General features: G+C 60.0%; 19 protein-coding genes. 10 read left to right on the forward strand and 9 right to left on the reverse strand.

Annotated features, from left to right (window positions below; genetic code table 11):
- The first annotated feature begins 320 nt into the window (after window positions 1-320).
- The 3 genes from AC1DMY_RS19240 (at window position 321) to AC1DMY_RS19250 (ending at window position 3528) form a co-directional block, all read left to right on the forward strand.
- A complete protein-coding gene (locus AC1DMY_RS19240) occupies window positions 321-1436 on the forward strand; it encodes an HD domain-containing phosphohydrolase (protein WP_477166474.1) in 1116 nt (371 codons plus the stop codon).
- A 462-nt stretch (window positions 1437-1898) separates the two neighbouring features.
- Window positions 1899-2780 carry a hypothetical protein gene (locus AC1DMY_RS19245; protein WP_477166475.1) on the forward strand — a complete coding sequence of 294 codons (882 nt, stop codon included), beginning with the start codon at window positions 1899-1901 and terminating at the stop codon, window positions 2778-2780.
- 511 nt (window positions 2781-3291) lie between these two features.
- Window positions 3292-3528 carry a hypothetical protein gene (locus AC1DMY_RS19250; RefSeq protein ID WP_441601740.1) on the forward strand — a complete coding sequence of 79 codons (237 nt, stop codon included), beginning with the start codon at window positions 3292-3294 and terminating at the stop codon, window positions 3526-3528.
- A 687-nt stretch (window positions 3529-4215) separates the two neighbouring features.
- Here AC1DMY_RS19250 and AC1DMY_RS19255 read toward each other — a convergent pair.
- From AC1DMY_RS19255 to AC1DMY_RS19265, 3 genes are read right to left on the reverse strand one after another with little or no spacing between them, the layout of a single operon-like run.
- Window positions 4216-4410, reverse strand: coding sequence for a hypothetical protein (locus AC1DMY_RS19255; protein ID WP_441601741.1), 195 nt, complete (start codon window positions 4408-4410; stop codon window positions 4216-4218).
- 36 nt (window positions 4411-4446) lie between these two features.
- Window positions 4447-4884, reverse strand: a complete 438-nt coding sequence (locus tag AC1DMY_RS19260) for an ion channel (RefSeq protein WP_441601742.1) — start codon at window positions 4882-4884, stop codon at window positions 4447-4449.
- 60 nt (window positions 4885-4944) lie between these two features.
- Window positions 4945-6048, reverse strand: a complete 1104-nt coding sequence (locus AC1DMY_RS19265) for an AI-2E family transporter (RefSeq protein ID WP_441601743.1) — start codon at window positions 6046-6048, stop codon at window positions 4945-4947.
- A 1990-nt stretch (window positions 6049-8038) separates the two neighbouring features.
- On the opposite strand from AC1DMY_RS19265, the gene AC1DMY_RS19270 reads away from it, so the two are divergent.
- On the forward strand, window positions 8039-9118 hold the full coding sequence (locus tag AC1DMY_RS19270; protein WP_441601744.1) for an OmpA family protein: 1080 nt from the start codon (window positions 8039-8041) through the stop codon (window positions 9116-9118).
- Window positions 9119-10573: 1455 nt separating this feature from the next.
- On the opposite strand, the gene AC1DMY_RS19275 is transcribed toward AC1DMY_RS19270, so the two are convergent.
- Window positions 10574-11248, reverse strand: coding sequence for a type 1 glutamine amidotransferase domain-containing protein (locus AC1DMY_RS19275; protein ID WP_477166476.1), 675 nt, complete (start codon window positions 11246-11248; stop codon window positions 10574-10576).
- A 369-nt stretch (window positions 11249-11617) separates the two neighbouring features.
- Here AC1DMY_RS19275 and AC1DMY_RS19280 point away from each other — a divergent pair, with 369 nt between their 5' ends.
- Complete coding sequence (locus AC1DMY_RS19280) at window positions 11618-12298, forward strand: class I SAM-dependent methyltransferase (protein ID WP_477166477.1); 681 nt, start codon at window positions 11618-11620, stop codon at window positions 12296-12298.
- Window positions 12299-12799: 501 nt separating this feature from the next.
- Here AC1DMY_RS19280 and AC1DMY_RS19285 read toward each other — a convergent pair.
- Window positions 12800-13252 (reverse strand): fasciclin domain-containing protein, encoded by a 453-nt coding sequence (locus AC1DMY_RS19285; protein ID WP_477166478.1) that lies wholly within the window; start codon window positions 13250-13252, stop codon window positions 12800-12802.
- A 355-nt stretch (window positions 13253-13607) separates the two neighbouring features.
- Window positions 13608-14294 carry a TetR/AcrR family transcriptional regulator gene (locus tag AC1DMY_RS19290; RefSeq protein ID WP_477166479.1) on the reverse strand — a complete coding sequence of 229 codons (687 nt, stop codon included), beginning with the start codon at window positions 14292-14294 and terminating at the stop codon, window positions 13608-13610.
- 197 nt (window positions 14295-14491) lie between these two features.
- Between AC1DMY_RS19290 and AC1DMY_RS19295 the strand changes: the two genes are divergently transcribed.
- From AC1DMY_RS19295 to AC1DMY_RS19305, 3 genes are all read left to right on the forward strand, one after another.
- Window positions 14492-14992 carry a hypothetical protein gene (locus AC1DMY_RS19295; protein ID WP_477166480.1) on the forward strand — a complete coding sequence of 167 codons (501 nt, stop codon included), beginning with the start codon at window positions 14492-14494 and terminating at the stop codon, window positions 14990-14992.
- Window positions 14993-15162: 170 nt separating this feature from the next.
- A complete protein-coding gene (locus AC1DMY_RS19300) occupies window positions 15163-15660 on the forward strand; it encodes an SgcJ/EcaC family oxidoreductase (RefSeq protein WP_477166481.1) in 498 nt (165 codons plus the stop codon).
- Between the two features lie 129 nt (window positions 15661-15789).
- Window positions 15790-17445 (forward strand): serine hydrolase domain-containing protein, encoded by a 1656-nt coding sequence (locus AC1DMY_RS19305; protein ID WP_477166482.1) that lies wholly within the window; start codon window positions 15790-15792, stop codon window positions 17443-17445.
- Window positions 17446-17451: 6 nt separating this feature from the next.
- Here AC1DMY_RS19305 and AC1DMY_RS19310 read toward each other — a convergent pair whose 3' ends face one another.
- Entirely contained in the window at window positions 17452-18996 is a 1545-nt protein-coding gene (locus AC1DMY_RS19310; protein WP_477166483.1) for a glycoside hydrolase family 30 protein, read from the reverse strand.
- Window positions 18997-19493: 497 nt separating this feature from the next.
- On the opposite strand from AC1DMY_RS19310, the gene AC1DMY_RS19315 reads away from it, so the two are divergent.
- Window positions 19494-20006, forward strand: a complete 513-nt coding sequence (locus AC1DMY_RS19315) for a PepSY domain-containing protein (RefSeq protein ID WP_477166484.1) — start codon at window positions 19494-19496, stop codon at window positions 20004-20006.
- 57 nt (window positions 20007-20063) lie between these two features.
- On the opposite strand, the gene AC1DMY_RS19320 is transcribed toward AC1DMY_RS19315, so the two are convergent.
- Together AC1DMY_RS19320 and AC1DMY_RS19325 are read right to left on the reverse strand one after the other, a co-directional pair.
- On the reverse strand, window positions 20064-22262 hold the full coding sequence (locus tag AC1DMY_RS19320) for an alpha-N-acetylglucosaminidase (protein ID WP_477166485.1): 2199 nt from the start codon (window positions 22260-22262) through the stop codon (window positions 20064-20066).
- A gap of 156 nt (window positions 22263-22418) precedes the next feature.
- Window positions 22419-23645 carry an MFS transporter gene (locus AC1DMY_RS19325; RefSeq protein ID WP_477166486.1) on the reverse strand — a complete coding sequence of 409 codons (1227 nt, stop codon included), beginning with the start codon at window positions 23643-23645 and terminating at the stop codon, window positions 22419-22421.
- 267 nt (window positions 23646-23912) lie between these two features.
- On the opposite strand from AC1DMY_RS19325, the gene AC1DMY_RS19330 reads away from it, so the two are divergent.
- Window positions 23913-25562, forward strand: a complete 1650-nt coding sequence (locus AC1DMY_RS19330) for a serine hydrolase (protein ID WP_477166487.1) — start codon at window positions 23913-23915, stop codon at window positions 25560-25562.
- Window position 25563 lies beyond the last annotated feature (1 nt).

Here is a 25563-nt window from a genome sequence, read left to right on the forward strand (position 1 = left end):
AGGTGCCAGCGTCGGATTACGGATTACGCTCAATAGGGCCACGTCGATCACTCCCGTTACTCCCGCTCGTGTCGTGAGCGGAGGGTGGTAGGAGGTGGCTCAAAATTCGACGAAAATCACCCCGGGAAGTGGCTCAGGTTTGGATGAAACTCAACACTCGTAGAACTACGCAGCGTCATGCCGTAATTCTTCACTTCGAAAATCTCTCCCGGCTTGACCTACCGGCGATATCGGCTTCGCGTAACCATCGCACGCCCTCTTGGGATTCAAAGGGAGTGCGCCAAGGCATACACTTCGACGAGGTAGTCTGGAGCGTCCTCATGGATATCCCCGAGGCCATCTATCGGCCATCTGTGCTCATCGTGATCGACTCACATCAAGAGCGATCTGCATTGGCCGCGGTACTGACCCCGCTGTACGTGGTGGTGTCTGCAAGCACGGCACGAGAGGCGTGGATGTATTTAGGATCTCGCGATCTACCGGATCTGATTCTGATTGATGAGAATCCTTCGGAAGAAGCGGCCACCCAGTTCTGCCGACAGCTGAAGGGTCGTTCGGAAACACGCGACATTCCGATCATTGTCTTACACGAACAAGCAGGAACGGCAATCGCGCCTTTGACCGCTGCGCTGGACATCAATGATTACTTTTTCAAGCCAATCGAGCCGGCTTCCCTTCTAATTCGCATCGCTCACCAACTCCGCCTCAACTCCGCTGCGGCCTTTATCAAAGACAGAAGGGTCTTCCTTGAGGAAGAAGTCGACCGACATTCAAAAGAGATCTATCTCCTCAAGGAGGTCGCTTTTCTCGCCCTGGCCTCTCTCGCGGAGATTCGAGATTTTGAAACGGAAGAGCACGCCCGACGCACTCAACACTATGTGATGGCGTTAGTGGACGATTTAGCGTCTGACCCAAAGTTCGCGAACGATCTAGGCCTGGAAGAGCGTGAACTTCTCTTCAACGCGGCCCCACTGCACGACATCGGCAAGATTGGGATACCCGATGCTGTTCTCCTCAAAGCCGGTCCGCTCGCCTCGGACGAGCGTGAACTCATGGAGACTCACACCACACTGGGACGTGACGCCATTCAAAAGGCGGAGGATCAACTGGGCATCAGCGTGCCGTTTCTCGGCGTGGTCAAGGAGCTTACCTATAGCCATCACGAACGATGGGATGGTCACGGCTATCCCGAGGGTAGGATGGGTGACGACATCCCTCTGTCAGCTCGCATCATGGCCGTTGCCGATGTCTACGACGCGCTTGTCACGCGGCGCAGCTACAAAGCCCCCATGCCGCATGACCAGGTTGTGGCGTTCATTGTGGGTAGGCGATCTATCGACTTTGATCCCGACATCACGGATGCGTTTGTGCGGCTGCAGGCCAGATTCCTGATGATGTCCAAGCACTTTTCCGACACTGATAGGTCCAGAACTTAGCGATATGAAAGTTGACTGTGGTCGGTAGGATTTTAGTTGCCACTCATGCCCGCTTTCTGCACATAACCACATTCGTCGCAGCTTAAATGGAAAACATACGGAGAGCGACTGTGAATATGGCGCAGAATCGAGGCGTACTAGTCGTCGTCTTTAGTTCACCTTCGGGTCGGGAGCGGATATTTTGATCGAGCTCGACGTCGCCACTGGCTCGCCGCCTTGATATTCGACGTCGAAGATAGCCAGCTGTATGCCCTCCGACGCAAGCGATCATGGTTAGCTACCAACGAGGCATCTCCATCCGCCAGGCGAAGTAGTAAGCCAATGCCGGGGCAACCAGAACTACAACGAACACGATCACCGCAGTACGTCTCTTAGCCGCCATTTGTAGCTCCTCGTCCCGTAGATTTACTAAGACCTCCCTACGTATTAATGCAGTGGGCGTGACAGAGGAATCGCTTCACTATGTCAGGGAATATCACCCATCGCAGGTGGATTATGATCAGCCCCCTGGTTTCCCGCATCGCACGCCATGTTCCCGCACTCGGGCTAATCATCACGGCGACCCTGCTCGCATGGCCGGCACACGCCGATACTCCCGATCCATGGGACGGGAACTGGCACGGCAGTATTACGCCGTATGGATGGCTGCCTGGCGTGTCTGGCGAGACCCGCTTCCAGCTACCCAACAACGGCCCCAGCGTTAGTACCAAATCGGACAACGACCTGTTCAGCACGCTCAGCGGCGCGTTCATGCTCGAGGGCGAACTCCGAAAAGGAGACTGGGGCATGTACGGTGACATCGACTGGGTGAAGTTTAGCGATGAGAAGGGACGTTTCACATCCATCGGCAACGAGCGCATCGGTGGCAACGCCAACCTCGACACGCGCTGGGGCATCAAGGGCGGCATGGTGAATTTTGCCGGCCTCTACACTTTGGCTCACGGTGATCAGGGCTATGCTGATCTGCTGTTCGGTGGGCGCTATCTGTGGTTGAAAGGCAACCTCGACTGGAATTTCCGTGCGACTGGTAACGGCAATCGGCTGGACATCCAGAACAGCGGCCACCTCGACAATCAAACCCACGTGACCGATGCCATCGTCGGCATACGTGGTCGTTGGACCCCCTTCGACAACAGTGGCTGGTATTTCCCTTACTACGTCGACGTAGGCGCGGGCGATTCGGACAATACGTATCAGTTGAACGTCGGCGTGGGCTACGCCTTCCACTGGGGCGACCTGGCGCTTAGCTACCGCGACGTCGAGTATCACGAAAGTGCCGATGAGAAATTCCTGCGCAAAGTACAGCTAAGCGGCCCAAGCTTCAGCTACACGTGGCGTTTCTGATCGCTAGGGGATTCCGGCAAATGGCTGAAAGAGCCTTGGATGTCGCGGCTATGGGCGCCGGGCCTGCCGGCATGAGCGGGCCGTTGGCGGCGCTGCGTGATCTAGGGCCATGCAGGAGCCATCTTCATGCACCGACGCCTCTTAGCCTATCGACTGGAGACCTTACCGCCCCGTTCAAAATGGCGGCATGACCAGCGAGTGCAAAAGACCACGCTTGCCTGTGGCGAGTATTGGACCGGCTATTCAGCATGCTCCGTTGCGTTTCATTTCTATCCCCTGCGCCCATTGCCTCAAGGAGAACGGTGAGGAGCGCTGACGGCTCGAAGCCCAACGCAACCAGCTGATGGAAGACCTGCGAGACCTCGCAGAGAATAATCCCCTACGGCGATACCGATATGACCGAGTCGTCTGAAACGGACAAGGCCATCGTGAAGCTGACTTCGCCATCGTTGCAGGCTGCTCCTGAAGCGCAGCGCAAACATTTGGCATTCAACAGGACGGACGCTCACGCATGTCCAACGCCTCGGCCCAGGAATTTACCGTGCGCAATTACTTGGTACGGATCTATGCCGATCAGATGTTGATGCCGGATGGCGACGGCTGGGTAGGTGCGTGGATCATCTACAGACTGCCACGCTCTCCCTGGGACGACCCTATACGTTTCGGCGATACGGAATTGGTGGCCAGCCAAGCCATTGCCGTAAGCATGGCAAAAGACATCGCAAGTATCGTGGCAGCCGCTCTGTGACATCTTAACTGGCCTACTCCTCTCCCGCGAATTTCACCGGAGAAGGCAGATGGTCACGCACTAGAGGAAAGTCGTCATGTCACAGTCTGGTCGCTCAGCTAACAATGATGGACAGATCCCCGCGCGTTCTATCAACCACCGTACGCGAACATCGTGAGCCCCCAGCTCCAACCGCTTCAGCCACTGCGGCAAAAAGGAGAGGGCTGTGCGCTCCTCTTTCTCAGAATCAAGGCTAGTGCGCTCGCCCGTAACAGTGATGCTATCGTCCGCCTTCAGATTTTGTATATGGGGGCCCGTTTCCACGGACCTCGCGCCACCGAGACAAAAGGTGAGCTACTCCCTTTTATTCTCCAACACGGCGCGAGCTGCCGATTGGGGCCCTCTTCGACTTGGTCAATGGTGACGCTCGCCGGGAGCTCGCCGGACGGATATTGCAGGAGCGCCTCAAGAAGATTGATCGTTAGTCTATTTCTCGATCTGCAGGCAGACGTTATCGGCCTGTCACTCGTTCCATCCGTTGGTTGGACTGACATTCGCGCGCTCGTACGTGCCCCTATGGCGAGGTCCTGGTTCGCCCTCTACACATCCTGGATTGCGTACAAAAAGCCATAACGCGCAGGTCCATCCTGGGTCGGAACCAGACACATCCCCTACTAGTAACAGCGTGCATACACGACGCAAGCAGAACTAGCCAAAAATCAACACTGTGAGTAGCGCTACGGAGCTCGCGCCCGCCACCGCAATGCCCACCCAATAAAACCCGGGGTCTTCTGACCTCCTATAGGTGTGCACCAGAAGAACTACGCTGCCGGACTTGAGCCCCTGAAGCATGCCGATGAACAGCACGAGAAAGATGAAGAAGATGATCCCTTGTTCGCTCATTCTTGCAACTCCATCAGCCCTCTTTTCTCAGCTCCGCTATGGATCGGAAGCAGCCGTGCTTTTCTTAATGATATCGAGCACCGCAGCGGTCATCACGGCCGTGGATAAGCCAAACATCAGGATGCCGTTGGCCGCCTCAATTGGGCCGAGCAGGCGCCAGCCCTTGGTCATGACGATATCGCCATAACCCAACGTGACGTAGTTGACTCCCGAGTGGTACAGCGCAGTGGGGAAATCAGCGAATTCGCCAAGTAGCATGAACAGCCCAGCCCAGATGCTCATCTGAGTGAAATAGGCAAGCGTCAGCAACAGCAAGACTGTGTAAAGCAGCAATACATTGACGCTTGCCGCTTGGTGATCCCGATGGGCATGCTTGAACCGGGCATACTTACGCAGGCTTATGTTGAGGAAGAATGCCTGCAGCAGCAGGCAAATCAACATTACCGGTAGGCCGACCAGAAGATTGAGCAACACAGGCGACATCCTCCGTGTGACGACAGTGACAGACGATGGTACGAGGCATGCCCGGCTGGGTCAGACCTGCTTCGGCACCTCTGATTCGTCACCCTGCGGCTGATCCTCTACCCACTGCCAGAACAACTGGTAACCAACGGCAAGCGCCACGGGACCGATAAACAGGCCGATGATGCCGCCCGTGACCATGCCGCCCAGCGCACCAATCAGCACGACCGGCATCGGCACATCCACACCGCGACCAAGCAACAGGGGCTTGAGCACGTTGTCGGCCAAGCCGGCGACGAACACATAGACCGCGAAGATGATGGTACCCACGCTGGCACCTTCAGTCGCGAACACGTAAGCGATGGCCGGTACTGTGATCAGGGTGGCCGGGAGCTGCATGATGCCTAGCAATAGGACAGCGAGGGCCAGGAGGCCGGCGCCAGGAAGACCGATGAGCACAAAGCCAACGCCGACCAGCAGCATTTGAATGAAGGCAATGCCGATCACACCCTGTGCCACCGCCCGAATGGTTGCGGTGCACAAGCGGGTGATCTGCGGCCCGCGCCCCGGGCTAAAGATACGTGAGGCTATTTTCACAGCGCTGCGATGTCCGCCTTCACCGTAAGCCATGAGTATGCCCGCGATGATCAGTGCAGCAATGAACATCAGAAAGCCCAAGCCGGCATTCGCAAGCTTGCCCAACAAACCAAGGCTGAACTCCTTGAGCTGCGGCGCAAGCTTCTGTGCCAAGCCAGTCAAGTCGGTGGCGGCTTGTAGCCAAAAGCCATACAGCCGCTTCCCAATTAGCGGCCAGCTAGCCACTGACTCGGACGGCGAGGGGACCCGGACCTTGCCTTCCTTGACCACATCAAGCGCCTTTTCGACCGACTCGGTCATCGACGTCCCTAATAAATAGACCGGCACCATCAGGATGACGATCGCCACAAAGATGATCAGAGTCGCGGTGCGGCCATCACGATTGCCTAGTCGAGTCCTCAGCCTGCGCTGCAGCGGATAGAGGGTGATGGCAAGGATCAGCGACCAGAGCATGAGATGGAGGAAGGGGCTGAAGATCTCAAAGCAAAAGATCAGGAGCACAGCGATCAGCCCAGCGCGGATCAAGACATCGAGCGCCCCGCGGGACAGGGCCCTCTCGTACATTGACTTGAGGTACATGAGTTGACACCTGCTTCGACGGAGTTTTAGCTATCCCTGCGGGACTGCGACTTCAACGCTGAACTCGGACCATGCTCGCTAGGTTGTCCACTCGCGTGCGTGTTTAAGCATGAAGTTGGATTGCTCTTTTGGATCGACCTCAAGCCCATATCCACAGGAAAGCAGGGACATGTGGTATCGGTCCAAAGAAAGAATGCCGCCTCTGCCGGCACAACCGGCGTTTCCTAATCAGAAGCTACCCTTGACTTCTGGGCGGTGGTTGGGGATGAGGAAGACGCTCGGCACCATCATCGCCACCAGCGCGACTCGTTGCACGACGTTAGAAGTCATGGCGGTCCTGCCAAACATGATGTGGGCCTTTCCGGATCAAGGAGTCCCAACGGCAAGGACAGGCGCCGCGATTCGCTCGAGATAACGAACGAAAACGCAATATCCCCAAGCACCGTCACGCCATAAATCTTTGCGTTGATGTAGTTCTGCGTAAATAGAACTATTCACGTTCAACGAGCGTGAATGCGCAATACAACACTATATATCCAGCAATTGCTTAAGGGTAAATACGTAGTTAGCCACAATGAAATTGCGAGCGAAATCCGGCGCCGCCTACATTAATGCCTGTCTGACAAGTCCGCCATTCTGACCAGTTTGCTCCAACGCCATCATGCGGCTCCTCACATAACCTTTCGGTCGCAAGAGGGCTAAAGAACAGGGCGGCGCCTCTGCACCGCCCGTTCCCCATCGGATGACGCTCTCGCTGGGGTGAAGTGCGTTTGGGGCGTCATCGTCTGTCCCATTATCAAACCACGATCTGTGGTCGCTGGCTTGGGTAAAAGTACGGTGTCTATTTATCGGTCAGCACCAGGGACTCCAGAAACTGATCGGAAGCTGCGCTGACTTGCCCAGGAGGAGGTTTGTACTATCGGTAGTGTCGGCATTGGATCCGAAGCGGCAATCGTCGATACCCATAGCACGTTAACCTAAGCAGCTCGCGGACGCCGTGCGAGCGGCGACGACAGGTCGCCGGGAGTGTAAGTCGTGTGCGCACCTACACCGAAAGACGGACTGATTGACGTATAGACACGTCATTTGCCACGGCGGAGGATCAGGGTGGTTGTTAGTTTGAGATAGCGTGACAGGTCACGCCGTTGACGAAGAATCAATCCCTCAGCTCAGTCTGAAGAGGTCACCAATGACGATTCTACGTGGCGTGTTCGGCCCCTACACCTACGAAGGCTCGTACACCACAACCAAAACTTCTGCAGTATGGCGCGCAGTGCTATGGCGAGAAGGGAAATTTCAGGGGGAAATTGGCGGCGAACTACTAGAGGCCTCGCACGTTGAAGTCCTCGATAGCGCGTTCATCCATGCCTTGGTGCAGAGTCGCATTGCACCCTTACTCTCGCCAAAGCAGTGAAGGTCCGCTATCGCCCGTGACTTCAACCGGTGACCACGAAGGTGCCGGGGGGCCCTTTCGATCCGCTGCCGATTGCGCTTAGCAGTAGCGGCCCCGGTTTGTCCCGCAGAAGTTGTTTTAAGACTACCTAATGATCTAGCGCTCCTTCGTGGTGTTTGTCCTCTGTTGAGCGGCGACGAGGTGTTCAGCCTTGCCGGAGCCTATTTCAACCTGATCGAAGTCCGCAATCCAAGATTCCAATGTGCGAGGCCTCCAGCAATTCGTGGCCACCTTGCCCTCTGAATCTCTCGCCTCGCCAGATTGGTGGGCGCGGCACCGCGAAATACGAGTTGATGTATAGCAGCCTTCGTAAGTGCAGGGGCCGAACACGCCACTCAAGGAACGAAGCGTACGTTTGGAAATCTACCTAGCGTCGCCTGCGTATTTCTGCTGACACCGCCGCGGCTTCGAATGCGTACGCACCGGATCGCATCGAGATTTTCGCGCACGCCAAGGTCCCGGCTTCACATCAGGACAAGGAACTTACGCTCAAGATTTGGGGCTAAGCGGGCGTGGGCCCGCATGTTGGGAGCGGACATGAAGCACCAATCGAGAATCTGGAATGGCCTGATAATGGGGCTTGTAATCAGCGTCATGGTGTGGCCCCTAGGGGCCGTCGAAATCATCACCAAGCAGGACATCATCAATAACGTGGTCAAGACGAACCAACTGGTTAAGGTTGCCGACAACGCGATTTTCTTGCTCGACACATCGTCATCAACTAACAGCGACTTCGGCGATACGGACAAGCCGGTGGTCCAGGTCATGAAAAACGAGCTCAAGAGCAGGAATGCCTACCTTCCTGATCTTGGCTACGAGATGGGCATCTACATCTATACCGACTGGCAGGAGCTTTATCCCGTGCAGCTGTACAACCGCGAGAAGGTTGATGCGGCGTTGAACAAAATTCCGGATCGCGGCCGTGGCATCACGCCCCTCAACACAGGCCTGAAGAAACTCGAGGGTGTCCTCAAGCCATTAAAGGGCAGAACCGCAGTGTTTGTATTCTGGGATGGTGACTACACCGGCGATAACCCCGCCGACACCGCCAGGAGGCTGGCCAAGGAATACGACGTCTGCTTCTACGTGATAAGCAGCGCTAGGCCGTCAAGGGAAGCCACTCTCACGCAGGATGTCGCCAGCCTCAACGCCTGCTCGCGGGTCATCCCGCTGGCCAGCTTCTTCAACCAGCCCAACTTCATGAGCGGAGCACTGTTCGATGTGAAGGCTACCGAACATGTCGTCACGACCACCGATACCAAGATCGTCGGTGCCAAGGTCGACAACATCAATTTCGCCTTTAATGAAACCGAGCTTGCGGCCAAGGACAAGGCTGAGCTGGATAAGCTGGCGCAGTTCATGAACGACAGGCCCAAGTCATACGTCGTGATCGCCGGGTATACCGACAATGTTGGGACCAGGGATCACAACGAGGGCCTGTCTCGCGGCCGCGCCGAGATGGTCGCGCGCTACCTGAAGGAAAAGCACAGCATCGGCGATAGCAGAATGGTGCTGTTCTGGTACGGGCCCAACAACCCACTCGTGCCCAACGACACCCCTGCAAACCAAGCTAAGAACCGCCGCGTTGAAGTGAACGTGGGGCTTGGGGAAGGATAGTCCTGGCATAGCCTCCGGTTTGTTTTCTATTAGAAAGGCTCGCGTGGAGATCATCCGCGCGAGCTTTTTCGTAGCCGGGGCCGTCGAACCATACTTCGGTCGCAGCCAGAACCGGACCACCCGCGACGCTGGAAAGGAGCGCAGGCGGATTTCGTTGCTTGAACATCTGCCCCAGGCCATGCCCAAACGCACCATGCCGCATAAGTTCACTGGTCCCGCGATCATTGGTGGAGTTGGGCACCGTCAGCACGCAGATAACCGGTGCAAATGCGCCACCGCATCCATCTTCCCACGTCTTCGCCGATGCCTAATCGTTATGGCCCACGATGCCCAAGCCGGCGTGAAGCTTCCATGCATCGGACTTTGCTGCAGTGGTGCAGGAATGTCTCCTCTAAGCCGGGAGCTGACGCCACTAACTCCTCACTGGTCACTCGGTCCGGGAGGCAACCCTATAGCCAAAACACAATGGTGACTGACATGCAGTCATCCCGGCGTTTCGCCGGCAATCCTGCTCCGTCGGCAACGCTTCCACAAAGACCTCGACCGGCGGGCTGTACGTTTCGAGAGATGGCCATTCCCCCAGCTATCTCAGGTTTGTGTGAGCCCTTCGGTGACGCCTTGACTGGCCTACGCCTCCGCGCGAAGCTCTCCGCCGACGTGGAATGTTGGCACGCAAAAGGGGACGTCGTCATGTCGCAGTTCCGAGTCACGTTTGATGGTGCGGATTGCCTTGTTTCCATCACTGATATCCCAGATGGTGTGAGCTGGCGCGCACGCATCATGCGTAACGGCTGCATTAGTCGCGAAGTAACGGGAGTCTGTCCGGACACGGGTTCTCCGCGCTCTGAAATCCAGCCGCGTGTCGAGCAAGAGGTGCGCGAGGCTGTGGCGTGGTTGGACGGACGGCGAACAACGCGCCCGAAGTAGATCCGCGTCGCTGTGACAGCCATCTATTCAACCGTCTGGATGAGGATTTGACGCATGATTACTCACCAGCTAACCGATAGTGCAAAGAGAGCTCTTCGCCTTTTTGCCGACAGGGCGGCGGAGCGGTTGGGAAATCCGATAGTCCCGACAGAGGATCTCGCCGCCGTTACTGCGGCTGGCCTGCTTGTCGAGGTCCTCGGAGGATGGAAGGCCACCGAAGCGAGTTGTGCGCTCGGCTTGAGTTACGACTGACGGGCGGGCGGGCCGCGGACGCGCTGCACAAACTTTGGTCCCCTTTCGGCTCGCGCCGGCCTCGGCGATGCCACGATAAGTATTGGATTTTAAACACAAATACAGACTATGTGCTCACATCTGAGCCAAAGTTTGTGCCAGTAGATACCCATGCGCACAAACTTTGGCTCACAAAACCGCACAGACTTTGCGGTTCAGAACACCGGCGCCGGGACCCCAAGGCGCATGCCCTTCAGCGCCTTATGCCCGGCACGGGCTTTTCCGACGCTCGCAAACCTATTTGAACAGGGCCATGAGAGCCTGCGCGCCAGCCGTCGAAGAGGCGGGATTTTGGCCGGTCACGAGGCGACCGTCGGTGACGGTGAACACTTCCCAGTTGGCCTTCTTCTCAAACGTGGCGCCGAGCTTCAGCAGCTCGTCTTCGACCAGGAAGGGAACGACGTGGGTGAGTTGGACTTCTTCTTCTTCGCCGTTGGTGAAGCCGGTGACGTGCTTGCCCTTCACCAGTGGCTCGCCCTTGTGTTTGACGTGCCTTAGTACGCCCGGAGCGTGGCATACGAAGGCGATGGGTTTGCCGCTGTCGTAAAACGATTCGATCAACTTGATCGAGACCGGGTCTTCGGCGAGATCCCACATCGGGCCGTGACCACCCGGATAGAACACGGTGTCGAAATCTTTCGACGATACGGAGTCGAGGCGTGATGTATTGGCCAAGACCTTCAGCGCGGCCTTGTCTTCCTTAAAGCGGGTCTGGGCGGGTGTCTGATTGGTTGGGTCATCGCTCTTGGGGTCGATGGGTGGCTGCCCACCTTTGGGCGATACGACCGTCACCGATACACCGGCATCGGTAAAAACGTAATACGGCGCCGCAAATTCTTCGAGCCAGAAGCCGGTCTTTCTTCCGGTGTTTCCGAGTATGTCGTGTGAGGTGAGTACCATCAGTATCTTCATGCCGTAACCCTCGTTAGGTGCGACCAAGATTTGCCATCTCGCCCGATGGGACGACTCCTTCTTCGGGCAACCATGCTCGATGGGTCGTTTGTTCAGCCCCTGTCCTCAAAGATTGCCCCGGCTTTGCAAAGGGGTCTATCGAGCTTTGGTATCAGTTTCACGCCATCGAACTTCGCAACCTTTGCATCGCAAGATCTGAGATGCGTGCCAGGTGCGCGCGCCCAAGCGTCCGGGTGGCTGGATCGACGTGATGGCCAGACCGTCGCCAGTAGGTGCATGAGACTCAGCGCTGAAAACACGATGCGGTCGCCGTGTACCCTATCGACGCTTTCGCACCTTTCCCCATCCCCGTCTGAAGCACTGTTACCTATGAACAAACCTTCCGCCCCCCTCGATTCCGAGCACGGCGCAGCCGTCTATTCCGATCGCGTACTGAAGATTTACGACCGTTGGGTCCTCGGCTTCTCGAACAACTACGCCTGGAAATGTCCAACGGACGCCGTATTGCTGCCTTTTTTCCAGCAACACTTGAGCTCCAATCATCTGGATGTGGGCGTCGGTTCGGGCTACTACCTGGCGCATAGCGCGGACAAGCCTGGGCAGAAAGTCACCTTGCTGGATCTCAATGACAACAGCTTGAGGGCCGCAGCGTCACGCATCGCGAACTTGCAGCCAACGCTGGTCCGCGATGACGTGTTGCAGCCCGGCGGCGCACTCGGCGAGAGCAAGTTCGATTCGATCTCCCTGTTCTACCTCCTGCATTGCCTACCGGGCACCATGGCCGACAAGGCGCGCAAGGTGTTTTCCACGCTCGGCCCTCACCTGACCCCGGGCGGCGTGCTGTATGGCGCGACCATCCTCGGCGACGAGGCGAAGCACAACTGGCTTGGTCGCCGGCTCATGGGCCTGTACAACCGCAAGGGAATTTTCGGCAACCGCCATGACACACAGGCAAGCCTGCAGTCAGTGCTTACCGAACATTTCGCCAAGGTTGCCGTGTGGCGGGTTGGCAAGGTGGCGCTATTCAGAGCTGAGATGCCGCTGAGCTAAACGCGTAGCTGCGCTCTGGTAGGGGCCATGCGGGCTAGCGCGAGAACGTTTCCACAACGGCGCGTACCCATTGGCGGCGCAAGTCGGCGACTCGCGACAACCAACTCTTGCGCATCACGTGCAGCTCTTCGATCGATGGCGCGTGCCGATACGCGCCTCGTCGAAAGGGTCGGAAGAAATAGCCGAATCGGGTCACGGCGCCGAGGATCATCGTCCGGCGCCGCGTTTGAGTCTGCGCGCAGCTTCCATCGCTGCAGCAAGCTGCTGCCTCTGCGACGTCACGGGCGAGAGCTGCCTGTAGGGTTCACCGAACATGTGATCGAACAGGTCACCGATGGACTGGATGAGCTTAGCTAGCCGAGAGGGTCGGTACGTGAAGCGAAAATGGCCAGCCATGGTAGTCACCTTGAGTTTTGACGCAGCGTCCAGATGGACGCGAATCCCTGCCGATGAGTCGACAGGTGCTGTGGTGGGGACCTGCCCCACCACAACCCGTACGGGTTAGTGCTTGGTGGGTACGTTCACCGTGTCGATCGCATGGATGATGCCATTGCTCGAGGTGATGTCCGCCTTGGTAATGGTGGCTGCACCAATACGAAGCTTGTCGCCATCCTTGGTGACCGTTGCCGTCTGACCCTGCATCATCTTGGGCGTGGTGAGCTTCTCGACGTCCGCAGCCGATGCGCGGCCCGGCAGCACGTGATACTTCAGCACGGCGATCAACTCCGCTTTGTTTTCCGGCTTGAGCCAATTGGACAACACGTCCTTGGGCAGCTTCTCGAATGCCTCATCCGTCGGCGCAAAGACCGTGTAGGGTCCGGTGCCCTTCAAGACGTTGGTAAGTTCTGCCGCTTCAAGCGCCTTGCCAAGGGTGTGGAAGCTGCCGTTGGCAGCCGCTGTTTCGACGAGGTTCTTGCTGCTAACGCGAGACACGTTGGAATCGTTGGTGGACATGAGTATTTGCCTTCAGTGAAGATCCGCAAGGCGGATCCAGAGCGGACGTAGCCGCAACTCCGATAAAGATCGGAGAAATACTCAGATGGCGTTAGGGAGAGGACCGCGAGGCTGAGACGCCTGCCAAGGAGGAGACTTTCTATCCTGGCGCCCATGCAGCATGCACGTGTAGTTGTTACGTAAGGGTGATGCGGCGGGCGATCGCGTTCATGAAAGACCGTACGCTTGAGACAAGCCAAGGCGAGCCACTCTCCACATCAGCGACGGTTAGCGACAAGAGCTCCGCGCAAGGCCTGAGACAAACGCGGTCGGCGCCACGAGAGAGATAGTCGCCGCGTGCAGCGACTGCCAAGCACTAAGCGCTGCCGCTCTTGCTCTTCTTTTGGCGGGCTTTGCGCTGCTCGCTCTGTCGCTCGGCCAGACTTTGCTTCAGCAGCGCGCGAGCCATCCAATGGCTGACCTGTACGGCCTGCGTTGCGGACAGCCCGCGGATATCCCGCAGAACCAGCAGCGCTTCGATGCCCGTCGTTAGCGCCAATGCCGAAGTGAGCCGGGCGTACGAAGCGGGGCTCAGGCGGGAGCGCAATGGCTGAATCGCTGCATCGATCCACTCGACGCGACGCGTGCCCCGTGGCGGCTGGGTGTCCGTCGGTGAATGCAGCACGGTTTCGTGGATCATCGTGCGCAGCAACGCTTCGTTGGCGATCGCCAATCGCTGCATCTGCTCCACGAGAGCGTCGACACGCGCTTCGATGGCTTGGCTGCTGTTGCCCGCGGGCGCGGCATTGAGCGCATCTTCCATGGCGGGGCGCAGGCCCTCCAGGGCCGCCTCCGTCATCAGCTTTACCTGCGTGGGAAAATAGCGATACGCCGTGCGCCGCGAAATCTCCGCGGCATCCGCCACCTCTGTGACCGTCGGGCGGCCGCCCTTGGCGATCATGGCAGCCGCTGTTTCCAGCAGGGTACGCCGGGTACGCAGCTTCTGGTTGGTTCGCCCTTTGCCCAGATCGCTGGCTGCGGGACTCGTCTTGGACGTTGACATGGCGAAATTCTAGCATTAGTGTTTATGGCACTCGAGTGCCATAAAGGCATTGGAGTGGCTTAAAGCACCAGGGTGCAGAGCAGGTAAACGCCGGGTCGCAGCCGGCGCAGGGGTACTCGCTTCGCAAACGTGACACATGGAGATCGGCCCGATCCCAAAGGTTCGGGCTTGTCGAAATTCACCAGGCGGAGATAGTCATGATCACTGGAAATCAATCAAGGCCCGCAGTGCTCGCACTGCTGGGTGCGTGCGTGCTGGTTTGTGCATCGGCCCGGGCGATGGATGCCCAGGACAACGCGGGCGATCTGGTGGGCACCTGGCAGGTATCGGTGACCCTGCACAACTGTCAAACCAAGGCGCCCATCGGAGCACCGTTCGACTCCCTGCTCACTTTTGCAGAGGGAGGAACCTTGACCGAGAGCACGGCCAACGCGATGTTCTTTCCCGCCATACGCGGACCGGGCCAGGGCGTGTGGAGTCGAAGCCGCCACCGGGGCCAGTACACCGCGGCATCCATCGCCTTCATCACCATGAACGGCGCGCTGGTGAAGAGGCAGAAGATCACCCAGAGCATCGAGATGGGACCAGGCTCGGATATCTTCGTGACGCCGCAGGCCGCGATCGAGTTCTCCGACCCTGCCGGCAACGTGATTGCCACGGGTTGTGCGTCTGCGGTCGGCAGGCGATTCGAGGCCTAGTCAGCAGGAGCCGGGATAGCGTTAAGCTGAGTGGGCGCTGCTGCTCGTGGCGCCCTTCGGTTCGCCATCCATCGCTTCGAGATCGTCGGCATCCCGCAACGTAGGGACGCAGGCACGGAATCAGCAGTCGCAATTGCAGGCGTTATCAACCGGGATTCGGGAGATCGGCCATGGCACGCGCATCTGACAATCCTCATGACGACGGCCTGCCGGGCGTGAATGCCGACGGTGTCCATGCGGCAGCCGAATCAGCGATACATCAATCCCTGCTGCGCCTTGCCGATGCCTGGAACATCGGCGACGCCACGCTATGGGCTGAGGAGTATTGGCCGACGGCTGATTCGATCAATATTCTCGGTGGCCTCATGAGGGATGGTTTGGCCATCCGTGATCGGCATGCCGAAGTCTTTGCAGGCCCTTTCAAGGGCAGCCAGCTGGAAGGCGATGTGCGGCGCATTCAATGGCTGGGCGTCGACGTCGCCATCGTCGACGTCGATATTTGCGTGACCAAGTTTCGGGCCTTGCCGCCGGGCGCAAGCGCAACGTCGCCCGGCGTTCTGCAGACTCGCTTGAAACACATCTATCAGTGTCGAGATGGCGTGTGGCGCATCATTGCGTCGCAGAACACGGCGGTGGTCGCGGGAGCCAAGCCCGCCACCAACAATTGAAAAGTATCCAGACCAACTGCAAGCGATTCGGATACGAGACATCGATCGCTCTGCCGCGATCTTCAGGGTTGTCTCGCGCTCTCCTCGTCCTGGAAACCGCCAGGCGTGCCGCTACGGAATGGAACTCTCATGAAACACTGGAACTGTGCCGTGCTGCTCGCCATCGCAACGCTCGCCAGCGGACAGCTTGCGATGGGCGCCGAGCCGTCGCCGGATTTGCTCAAGCGCATCGATGGCGTATTCGCCGACTTCGGCACATCCACGCCTGGATGTGCGTTTGCGCTGGTGGATCACGGGCGCACCGTCTACGAACGTGGCTACGGCCATGCAAGCGTCGAACACGGCGTGGCGATCGATCCTCATCACACCGTGTTCGATATCGGCTCCCTCTCCAAGCAGTTCACCGCGGCCAGCGTCTTGCTGCTGGCACACGATGGCAAGCTGTCGCTGGACGACGATATCCGCAGCTTTGTACCCGAACTGCCCAACTACGGAGTCGTCGTCACGCTACGGCAGTTGCTGCATCACACGGGCGGTATCTCCGATTATCTTGAGCTGCTGGACATGGATGGCATCAATCTCGAAGACGTCGCCACCGGCGACGATGCATTAAGCGCGCTATCGCGCAAGAAGACGCTGGATTTCGCACCGGGCAGCGAGTTCAGCTACAGCAACTCTGGGTACTTTCTTCTTTCGCTGGTGGTCAAACGCGTCAGCGGCAAGCCATTCAGCGCTTTCGCCAAGGAAACCATCTTCGAACCGCTGGGCATGTCTTCAACCAGTGTGCTCGGCGATCACACACGCATCGTCGCCCACCGCGCCACGCCCTACGATTCAGACGAGCCGGGAAAGTTTCGGCTCTCTCCCTCCAACTGGGAACAGACGGGCGATGGCGGAGTACAGAGCACCGTGGACGACTTGGCGCGTTGGGACGCCAATTTCTACCATCCCCGTGTCGGCGGAGCGTGGTTGGTGGATGAGTTGCAGACACAGGGCGTGCTCCATGACGGATCGACGATTGCCTATGCCAATGGCGTGATCGTGGATCGCTATCGTGGCCTGCGCACGGTGTCGCATCGCGGCATATGGGTCGGCTTTCGCGCGGCGTCCTTGCGCTTTCCGGATCAGCAAGTCAGTGAGATTGCGCTCTGCAACGCGGGCAATGCGAATCCCGAGCAACGACTACTCGCCGTGGCGGATATCTACCTCGCCGGCATGCTGCAGCCACTGCCTGCACGGCAGCGCATGACGCTGCCCCCACAGCAGTATGCGGGCACCTATGCGAATCTCGACAAGGGAAAGCTGAGGCTCTTCAAGGTCCAAGACGGCCAGCTTTACTATCTGGATGGCTCAGGTGTCGAGGTGGAACTGGTTTATCTCGGCAACAACGCCTTTGAGGGGGCGACCGACTCACGCCTGCAAATACGCTTTCTTTCGACCCAGGCCGGAACGCGCCGCGTGGAGATCAAGCCCGCCGGTCTTCAAGCACTGTTCTTCAGCGAAGTGGCCACGGCCAAACCTTCGATCGCGGATCTTCAAGCGTACGCGGGCAGTTATACGAGCCCCGACCTCCGATCGCGGTGGAGCCTGCGGGAAGAAAACGGGACGCTGACCATACAAGGCGAACGCGGCCCCGCCATCCCCCTGGAACCGGCGTTCGACGACGCCTTCTTCGTGTCGAACGTGCTGTTTCGTTTCGAGCGGGGGAGTGACCACACGGTCACTGGCTTCACCCTGGCGCGCGACCGTGTACGAAAGCTGGTGTTTGTGCGCAGCGGGTCCTAGCTTCACTCAGCGGGACCGTTGCAACCACTCGAGTGCACGTCGCAGCCATGCGTTCGCCTGGTTCGGGTTCCACGTCAGGGTCGCCACGCTTTGCGGCGGCATGGTGTAGTCGAAACGCGTCTGGCCCTCCGCCACGGAGACGTTGCGGGCGTCCACCGTGCTGTTCACCATCACCAGCACGATTGAGCCGTCGCTGGGATTGAGGAAGGCCACGTTGTCGAGACCCTTCTCGGTGGCGGTGGAGTTGATCCGCAGGGCGCCGGGCAGCACGAATCGACTGAAGTGCGCCAACGCGTAGTATTCGTCGTTGCGGCTCACCTCGCCCGTGGCCGAGTCGATTGTCACCACGCCCTTGCAGGCGTCGCAGCCGCCAAAATGCGGGCCGTGCTTCTCATCCAGCACCAGGTTCCAATAGATCACACCGCGTGCCCACTGCCGGATACCTGCGATCAACAGATCGCGGGAGAACCACAGCAACTCGCCCTTGATGGCAGATGCCCAATCGCCGCCGGAGCATTCGGTGATATAGGCATCCTTGTCGGGGAAGGCGCGATGCACGCGGCCTTGCGCATAAGGGCTGCCTTCGTAGCAATGCCAGGCAACACCATCGATGTAGCGGGCCGCCGCGGCGTCGCCCAGCACGGCCAGTGGCTGCTCCGGCGCATTCCAGTTGTGGTCCCATTCCAGAATGCGCGTGTTCGACTTGCGGGCTGCCAGCTTGGGTCCGAGGTATTGCGCGACGATGCGTGCCCGCGTGGCCGCCGGCATCTGCATGCCGGGATACGTGATCGGTATGAAGCCGGGTTCGTTCTGCACGGTCAGGGCGAAGATGGGAATCCCATAGCCGCTATAGGCATCGAGGTACTTGAGCAGATAGTTCGCGTACGTCTCCTCGTACTGCTCCAGCAGCTCGCCACCAATCAAGTTTTCGCTGGTCTTCATCCAGGCCGGTGCGCTCCATGGCGTGGCCACGATCTGCAGGTCCGGATGGATGGAAAGGACTTCGAGCACGGTCGGTATCACGTCGCGCAAATTGTTCGTGATATTGAAGTGCTCCAACGACGGATCGGTCTGCCCGAACGGTACATCGTCCAGGGTGTAAGGCTTCAGCGAGAAATCCGAGGCGCCGATGGTCAGTCGCATCATGTGGAAGTTGAGGTTGGGCGGCGGCCCATACAGCTCGTGCAAGAGCGCACTGCGCTGCGTATCGCTGAGGTCGTTCTGCAGCAGCCACGCCGACGAGTCGGTCATCGCCGCGCCAAAGCCCACCATGCTTTGATAGGTGGTCTGTACGTCGATGACCACGTCGGCCGGTGCCGAGCCGCGGGCGCGCATCGCAATGTCGGGCTGCCGCGCCAGCTTCAGGCGACGGTCGGCCGTACTAAGCCAGAGCTCGACCGCGGGGAGCAGCGATGGCGTTGCCGGTGCGGCGTGGGCACCGACCACGGGACGCTCGAAGCGCGGCGCATAAAGGGCAGTCAGGGTCAGCAGGGCAATCAAGCCGACGGGGACAAGCGCGGCCCACCTGGATTCGGATCGATGCTCATCCATGGCGCACACAAAACCCTACGCTCGCGCTGCAGTTCAATTGGATCACGAAACTCCCGGGTTTGCGCATCAACACAAGATCCTGGCCGATCACGGCAACAGGATCGGATTCATCGCTCCAGAACCCCGGCATGAACCCGATGCCATGCGCGCAGCATAGCGAACCTGCGCCATTTTGACTGTGGCCGAGTGCATTGAATGGCCAGCGCAAAGGCTTATCGACCTGTGCGAGTCGCGCGGTTGGCTAGGCCTGCAGCCTCGTGCGTTGGTTGATGCCGGCGGGGCGCAGGCCGGGTCTTTCCCATGATGGCGCTGCACGATGCAGCCATGATTCGTTGGCACGCGTTCATCACCCTGCCCGCGCCACGCGCCGCAGAGCAGCGTACGCGCCTTCTATTCATGAATCGACCGTAAGTGTCACGGGAGGCTTCACGCGCCCTTTGACCGGGACATGCGCGCGCCGGCGGCACGATGCGGCGCCAACAGCAAAGGAGTTCATCATGATCAAGCGCATGCTTCCCCTAGTGATTGGACTGGCTGTTTCCAGTGCGGCGTCCGCGCAGACGATCCCTGCGGCGGCGCAGTCCACCACCAGTGCCACCACCCAGACGACCCAGACAACCACCGTAACGACCTGGAGCAATCAGCCTCCGACCGGTGCGTTGACCGAAGAAGCAATCAAGAGCTCCATCGCCAACGCCGGCTATAAGGAGGTCAAGGGTCTGGAGTTCAAGGATGGCGTGTGGCGCAGCGAGGCCCGCGGCGGCGACAAGAAGTGGGTCAAGCTCTCGGTCGGTCCTGTCAACGGCAAGGTATATCCGGCCGATGCACCGTCCAAGCTCAACGAGAACGAAGTCAATGCGCAGCTGGCGACGGCTGGCTTCCAAAACGTCAAGCACGTGAAGTTCGCGGATGGCCTGTGGAGCGCCGATGCCAAGAGCAAGCGGGGCAACGACGTGAATCTCCTGGTCGATCCCACCGATGGCAGCGTCGTGGCCCGATCGCACGACTGACGCGTCGTCAACATTGAGGTGACGATGAAACCCGGCGCCGCCGCCACGGCGCCGGGCTCAGTGAGGCGGAGCGTTGAGCGCCCTCTCGATCTCGTTCGCCACCTGGTAGGCGTCTCCCAAAGGCTGATCCGCGTAGCGCCGCGTTCCGTGGTTCCAACGATCACCCATGGCAAACCAATCGATCGGCTTTGCAGCGACGCCGCTGCGCAGTTCGCCGCCGAGCGCGCTGAAGTAGGTTTGCCATCGCAGGCGATAATAATCGTGCGTCAATCCAGCCCAGTCCTTGTTGCCGTAATCGTGCAGGTTGGCGCCCTCGCTGGCCTTGCGATCGCCCCAGGTGGTGAGCAGGGAGCGAGCGTCGTAGTCCAGGCGCACGCGCTCTTCGGGCGTCGATGCCCAGGATCCCACTTGCGACAGCCAGCTGCCCACCAGAAAACTTCGGTTGGTCGACAGCAGGCGATCCTGCATATCCATCAAGCGCAACCAGTATTGCGTAAGCTCCTCGAAGCGCGCGCGGTCTTTGGCGTCGTAGGCCAGCTTGATCTGCGGCAGAAGAAGACGGCTCTCGTTGGCGAGGGTCTGACGCGCGATATCCACCAGGTCGTATTGATACGTCGCGCTGCCACGCAGTGCCGGCCCGACCGACAGCATCTGCGGCAGTGCCTGCCGGAAGGCGCTGGCGCTGTAGCGCATGGCCTCGGGCGACCAGTTCGAAGCGCGATTCACGGTGAGACTGGGCTGCGCGTTGAACAGGGATTCCTGCGCTGCATCGCGTTCGCTGTTGAAGGCGACCTGATCGATGCGCAGATCGTAAGCGGTACTCAGGAGCACCTTCCATGCCGCGATGGCATGGGCATCGGCGGCGCCGTAACGGCGCTGAACATAGTCGGCCGTCCACTGCGAGATATCGACAGGCTCGCTGCGCCAGGCCATTTCGGTGAACAGGTCAAAGGCGTAGGGGTTGGTGCCCATGCCTTCGGTAAACAGCGCGGTGCCCACCATGTTGCGGTTACTGCGCGCCACCCGCTGCAAGCGTTCGGTGACGTGGCCGATGTTGGCGCCCAGCGTGGTTCGACCACCGAATTCCCAGATGCCGCCGTAGAGAAACGGCGCATCCTGGAAATCTCTCTGGCGATCGTCGCGCGGCACGCGGTCGTGATCGATGTCGATCACCAGCAGGTGCCGACGGTCAACGCCAGCCAGCAGGTCCTGGCGCGGGTTGCCCTGCCAGGCCAGCATCATCCAGCGCGCACCCGGATGGGCCGCATTCAAGGCGTTCTGCACAGCGCGGGCGGCTTCCGGCACGGGCACGTCGCCGGCGTCGCCGCCTTCCTGGAACACTTCCATGTCGTAGATGCTGCTGTCGCCGAACAGTTCGCGCTGATGTCGATAAAACGTGGCGGCCAGTTTGGCGAACATGGGGTCGCGTGGATCAAGCCAGCCAGGCCGCGTGAAACCGGCCCATTCCCCTTGCGGCACGACATGCGCCTGCGCAAATTTTTGCTGGAAATCGGCCGGAACAATGCCGTAGAAGCCCGGCAGCACCGGCGTGATGCCGAGCTCTCGCAGGCGCGCCACGATCTGGCGTGCAGAGTCGGCGCGCTGTTTCATCAAACGAGCGCTGATGGGGCCGTTGAAGCAACACAGGTTGCCCATCAACTGCCAGTTCTGGTGAGCCGGCTGGGTGATCCAGTGGCGGATCTCGTCATCGGAATAACCGATGTCGCGAAAGGTTTGATAGAGCACGCTGTCCATGCCCCGCTCCACCAGCATCGCGTTGATACCGGAAAGGGCCAGCACGTCGATTTCCCGCTGCCAGCGTGGCCAGTCCCAGTACGGCGAGGTGTAGCCGTCGACATTCTCGTTAAGCGCATAGCGAGTCGCATGACGCGCTTCGCCTTCGACAACGTGCGCGGGTAACGGAAACCTGGCGCTGCCCACGCGATCGCCGTTGGGCGAAATCTGCACCTTCGCCACGTACTTCAGATACCAGTTCACACCGAACAGCAAGGCACTTGGTGTGCTGCCTTCAACCTTGATGTGGTCGCCGGCGGGGCTGATGCGGAAGCGTTCGCGATCTCCTGCGGCCGCCAGCGTGCCGAGCTCAAATTGCGATGCTTGCTGCGGAAGCAGGCGCGCGATCACGTCGCGTTCCGGCGCGGTGTCGAAGGCAGGTGCATCCGAAGCGGCGGCGGCGGATAGTCCAAGGAGACATCCAAGGCCCGCAAGCCACATGCCTAACGCAGGGTGACGCATGAGGTATCCCGGAGACAGCGTTGGCCAGCATCGTATAACGGCACCAGCGCTCCGCGGGACGCAAGCCAGCGATCGCGCCGACACCGGTCGCCGGCGTTTACCTTGTTAGTGGATGCGCTGCGTTATCGCGGGGAGAAGTGATCCGTGCTGTGTTGCTCAGCAGGGCTCGACAGCTACTGTCGGAACGCCGCGACGATCCATCGCCATCGAAACCGACCACAGCAACAAGCCACCCAGCGCAAGACCGCTGCCCACCCAGCCGGGCGAGGTCCAGCCGTAGCCGCGCGCGATGGCGAGTCCGCCCAGGAAGGGGCCAAGCGCATTGGCAGCGTTGAAAGCGGAATGGTTGAGCGATGCGGCGAGGCCTTGGGCATCGCCGGCCACATCCATCAGCCGGGTCTGCAGTACGGTGCCAAGCGCACCGCCAATGCCAATCAGGAAAACCGTGGCACTGAGTGCCCACACATTGCCCGCGGCAAACGGGAAACAGGCGAGGATCAGCGCACTCCACAGCAGCAAGCCGCCGGCGGTGCGCATCAATGCGCGATCGGCAAACGCCGGGACAATCACATTGCCCAGCGTCATGCCGATGCCGAACACGCCCATCACCCAGGGCACGCTGTCGAGCGACATATGCGTCACGTGCAGCAGGATGTCGGCCAGATAGGTGTACACGGCAAACATGCCGCCAAACCCGATCGCGCCGATGCCCAGGGTGAGCCACACCTGCGAGCGCCTAAGCGCGCCCAGTTCGCGCAGCGGGCTGGCGTTGGCGTCGGCCGGCGTGTTCGGTGCAAATGCCAGCACGGCGCTCATGGTCGCCACACCCAACAGGGCCACCAGCGCAAAGCTCCAGCGCCATCCCACCGCCTGGCCGAGCCAGCTGGCCAGCGGCACGCCCACCACGGTGGCGCAGGTGAGGCCTAAAAACATCTGGCCCACGGCACGCGTGCGTCGATTGGCCGGAACCAGCGAGCTGGCCACCAGCGCTCCCACGCCAAAGTACGCGCCGTGCGGCAGGCCGCTGAGAAAGCGAAACAGCAGCATCCAGTGGTAGCTGGGCGAGAGTCCGGTCAAGCCGTTGAACACAGTGAACATCGCCATCAGCAGCACCAGCAGACGGCGACGGGGCATGCGCGCACCCAGCACGGTGATCACCGGCGCACCAACCACCACGCCCAAGGCATAGGCGCTGATCGCGTGGCCGGCCGTTGGCGCGTCGATGCCCAGCCCCTGCGCGAACAAGGGCAGCATGCTCATCGTGGCGAATTCGGTGGTGCCGATGGCAAAGCCACCGACTGCCAGCGCGAGGATGACCAATCCGACGTGGGGAACGCGAACAGGCGGCGTGCCCGAAGCAAGGGCGGGGGAAGAGGCAGACATGGGGACGACTCGGATCGTGGGGCGGCGCAGTGGTGCGCTGCAGCATGCGAGAGTAACGGCTAGGCGTCTGAGTTGCCAGCCTGGGCGGAGCGGATAGCTAGAAGAGGCCGATGGCGGAAGCAGACAAACCGCGGAACTGCTGCCCGTCTCTTCTGCGCGCTTCGCCGCCTCATGCTTCGCAAGAAAGCACGACGCGTTTCTGCCAAAGTCCGCGCGGGGTGGTGCAAGCGCTGGTTATCCGTGTCTGACTCACACAAAGGAATGCCCATGAAACGGCTTTGCATCGCGCTGGGTGGTTTGCTTGCCACGGCGACAGCTTGTGCAGATGCACCCCTGCTCCCGCCACGCGTGGCCGAGGCCGTGCGGCAACGCATCGATGCCGGCGAATATCCGGTCGTCGTCATCGGCGTAGTCGATGGCGATCGCAGTGCCGTCTACGCCTATGGAAAGCTTGATGGCGGTCGTGCGCCCGATGGCGACACCGTGTTTGAGATTGGCTCGGTCACCAAGACATTCACGGCGACCCTGCTGGCGCAGCAGGTCGTCGCCGGCAAGCTGCAGCTGGATCAGCCGGTCGCAACGCTGCTGCCGGGCTTCACCATTCCCACGCGCGACGGCAAGAGCGTGACACTGGGCAATCTCGCCTCGCAGAATTCCGGCCTGCCACGCCTGCCCACCAACTTTGCGCCCTCCAACCCGAACGATCCCTACGCGGACTACGACGCGGCCAAGCTGAAGACTTTCCTCGCGTCGTACAGCTTGCCGCGCGATCCGGGGGCGAGCTTTGAGTACTCCAATCTCGGCGTCGGCCTGCTTGGCTATGCGCTCGCCGTGCATGCCGGCAGCAGCTACGAGCAGTTGCTGCAACAGCAGATCCTGCAGCCACTGGGCATGCAACACAGCTCCAGCGTGCAAAGCGGCGCCCTGGCTGCGCGGCTTGCGCCGGGACATGGCAACAACGATGAACCAGTGGCCAATTGGCATCTCGACGCGCTGGCCGGCTGCGGTGCCATCGTCAGCAGCGCCGGCGACATGCTGCGCTACCTCAAGGCCAATATGGGCCTGCAGCCATCGCCACTGTATCCCGCCATGCAGTTGGCGCAGACGCCACGTGCCGATGGCCCTAGGCCTTCGGACCGGCTTGGCCTGGTATGGGTGGTGCATCACGACGCGGGCGGCGACATCATCGAACACAACGGCATGACGGCCGGCTATGCGAGCTACCTGGGATTCACAGCCGATCGTCGACATGGCGTGATCGTGCTCACCAACAAGAGCGTGACCGTCGATGACCTTGGGGAGTCCACGTTGCTGCCCGACATCGCTCTCGCCCCCGCGCACAAGCGCATCGACGTGACGGCGCAGGAGCTGGAAGCCTACGACGGCGCGTATGAGCTGCGTCCCGGATTCGAGATCACTATCTCTCACCAGGGCAATCAGATGATCGCGCGGGCCACCGGCCAACAAGCGTTCCCTTTGTATGCCAGCGCCAAGGACGAGTTCTTCGCCAACGTGACCGAGATCAGCTTGAGTTTCCAGCGCGATGAGCACGGCAAGGTGAACAGGCTGGTGCTGCATCAGCACGGCGACCGCGTTGCGCCACGCGTCGGCACACAGACGGCCGCCGCCGCGACCCCACACTCGGTTGCCTTGGACGCCACCACGCTGGCGAACTACATCGGCCACTATCAACTCGCGCCGAGCGCCGTCATCGACATCACCGTCAAGGACGGACAACCCTTCGTGCAACTCACCGGACAACCGGCATTCCCCTTGTTTGCCAGCGCCAAGGACAAGTTCTTCCTGCGCGTGGTGGATGCGCAGATCGACTTCGAACGCGACGCCGGCGGCAAGGTGGTGGCGCTGACGCTGCACCAGAACGGCGCCGACCGCCGGGCACCACGCATCGAGCAGTGAA

The sequence above is a fragment of the Dyella sp. 01L423 genome (genome assembly GCF_056399945.1).

Excerpts from the sequence above, each read along its gene's own strand:
- AC1DMY_RS19240 (WP_477166474.1), top strand. The coding sequence starts at position 321 with ATGGATATCCCCGAGGCCATCTATCGGCCATCTGTGCTCATCGTGATC.
- AC1DMY_RS19245 (WP_477166475.1), top strand. The coding sequence starts at position 1,899 with ATGTCAGGGAATATCACCCATCGCAGGTGGATTATGATCAGCCCCCTG.
- AC1DMY_RS19250 (WP_441601740.1), top strand. The coding sequence starts at position 3,292 with ATGTCCAACGCCTCGGCCCAGGAATTTACCGTGCGCAATTACTTGGTA.
- AC1DMY_RS19255 (WP_441601741.1), bottom strand. The coding sequence starts at position 4,410 with ATGAGCGAACAAGGGATCATCTTCTTCATCTTTCTCGTGCTGTTCATC.
- AC1DMY_RS19265 (WP_441601743.1), bottom strand. The coding sequence starts at position 6,048 with ATGTACCTCAAGTCAATGTACGAGAGGGCCCTGTCCCGCGGGGCGCTC.
- AC1DMY_RS19270 (WP_441601744.1), top strand. The coding sequence starts at position 8,039 with ATGAAGCACCAATCGAGAATCTGGAATGGCCTGATAATGGGGCTTGTA.
- AC1DMY_RS19275 (WP_477166476.1), bottom strand. The coding sequence starts at position 11,248 with ATGAAGATACTGATGGTACTCACCTCACACGACATACTCGGAAACACC.
- AC1DMY_RS19280 (WP_477166477.1), top strand. The coding sequence starts at position 11,618 with ATGAACAAACCTTCCGCCCCCCTCGATTCCGAGCACGGCGCAGCCGTC.
- AC1DMY_RS19285 (WP_477166478.1), bottom strand. The coding sequence starts at position 13,252 with ATGTCCACCAACGATTCCAACGTGTCTCGCGTTAGCAGCAAGAACCTC.
- AC1DMY_RS19290 (WP_477166479.1), bottom strand. The coding sequence starts at position 14,294 with ATGTCAACGTCCAAGACGAGTCCCGCAGCCAGCGATCTGGGCAAAGGG.
- AC1DMY_RS19295 (WP_477166480.1), top strand. The coding sequence starts at position 14,492 with ATGATCACTGGAAATCAATCAAGGCCCGCAGTGCTCGCACTGCTGGGT.
- AC1DMY_RS19300 (WP_477166481.1), top strand. The coding sequence starts at position 15,163 with ATGGCACGCGCATCTGACAATCCTCATGACGACGGCCTGCCGGGCGTG.
- AC1DMY_RS19305 (WP_477166482.1), top strand. The coding sequence starts at position 15,790 with ATGAAACACTGGAACTGTGCCGTGCTGCTCGCCATCGCAACGCTCGCC.
- AC1DMY_RS19310 (WP_477166483.1), bottom strand. The coding sequence starts at position 18,996 with ATGGATGAGCATCGATCCGAATCCAGGTGGGCCGCGCTTGTCCCCGTC.
- AC1DMY_RS19315 (WP_477166484.1), top strand. The coding sequence starts at position 19,494 with ATGATCAAGCGCATGCTTCCCCTAGTGATTGGACTGGCTGTTTCCAGT.
- AC1DMY_RS19320 (WP_477166485.1), bottom strand. The coding sequence starts at position 22,262 with ATGCGTCACCCTGCGTTAGGCATGTGGCTTGCGGGCCTTGGATGTCTC.
- AC1DMY_RS19325 (WP_477166486.1), bottom strand. The coding sequence starts at position 23,645 with ATGTCTGCCTCTTCCCCCGCCCTTGCTTCGGGCACGCCGCCTGTTCGC.
- AC1DMY_RS19330 (WP_477166487.1), top strand. The coding sequence starts at position 23,913 with ATGAAACGGCTTTGCATCGCGCTGGGTGGTTTGCTTGCCACGGCGACA.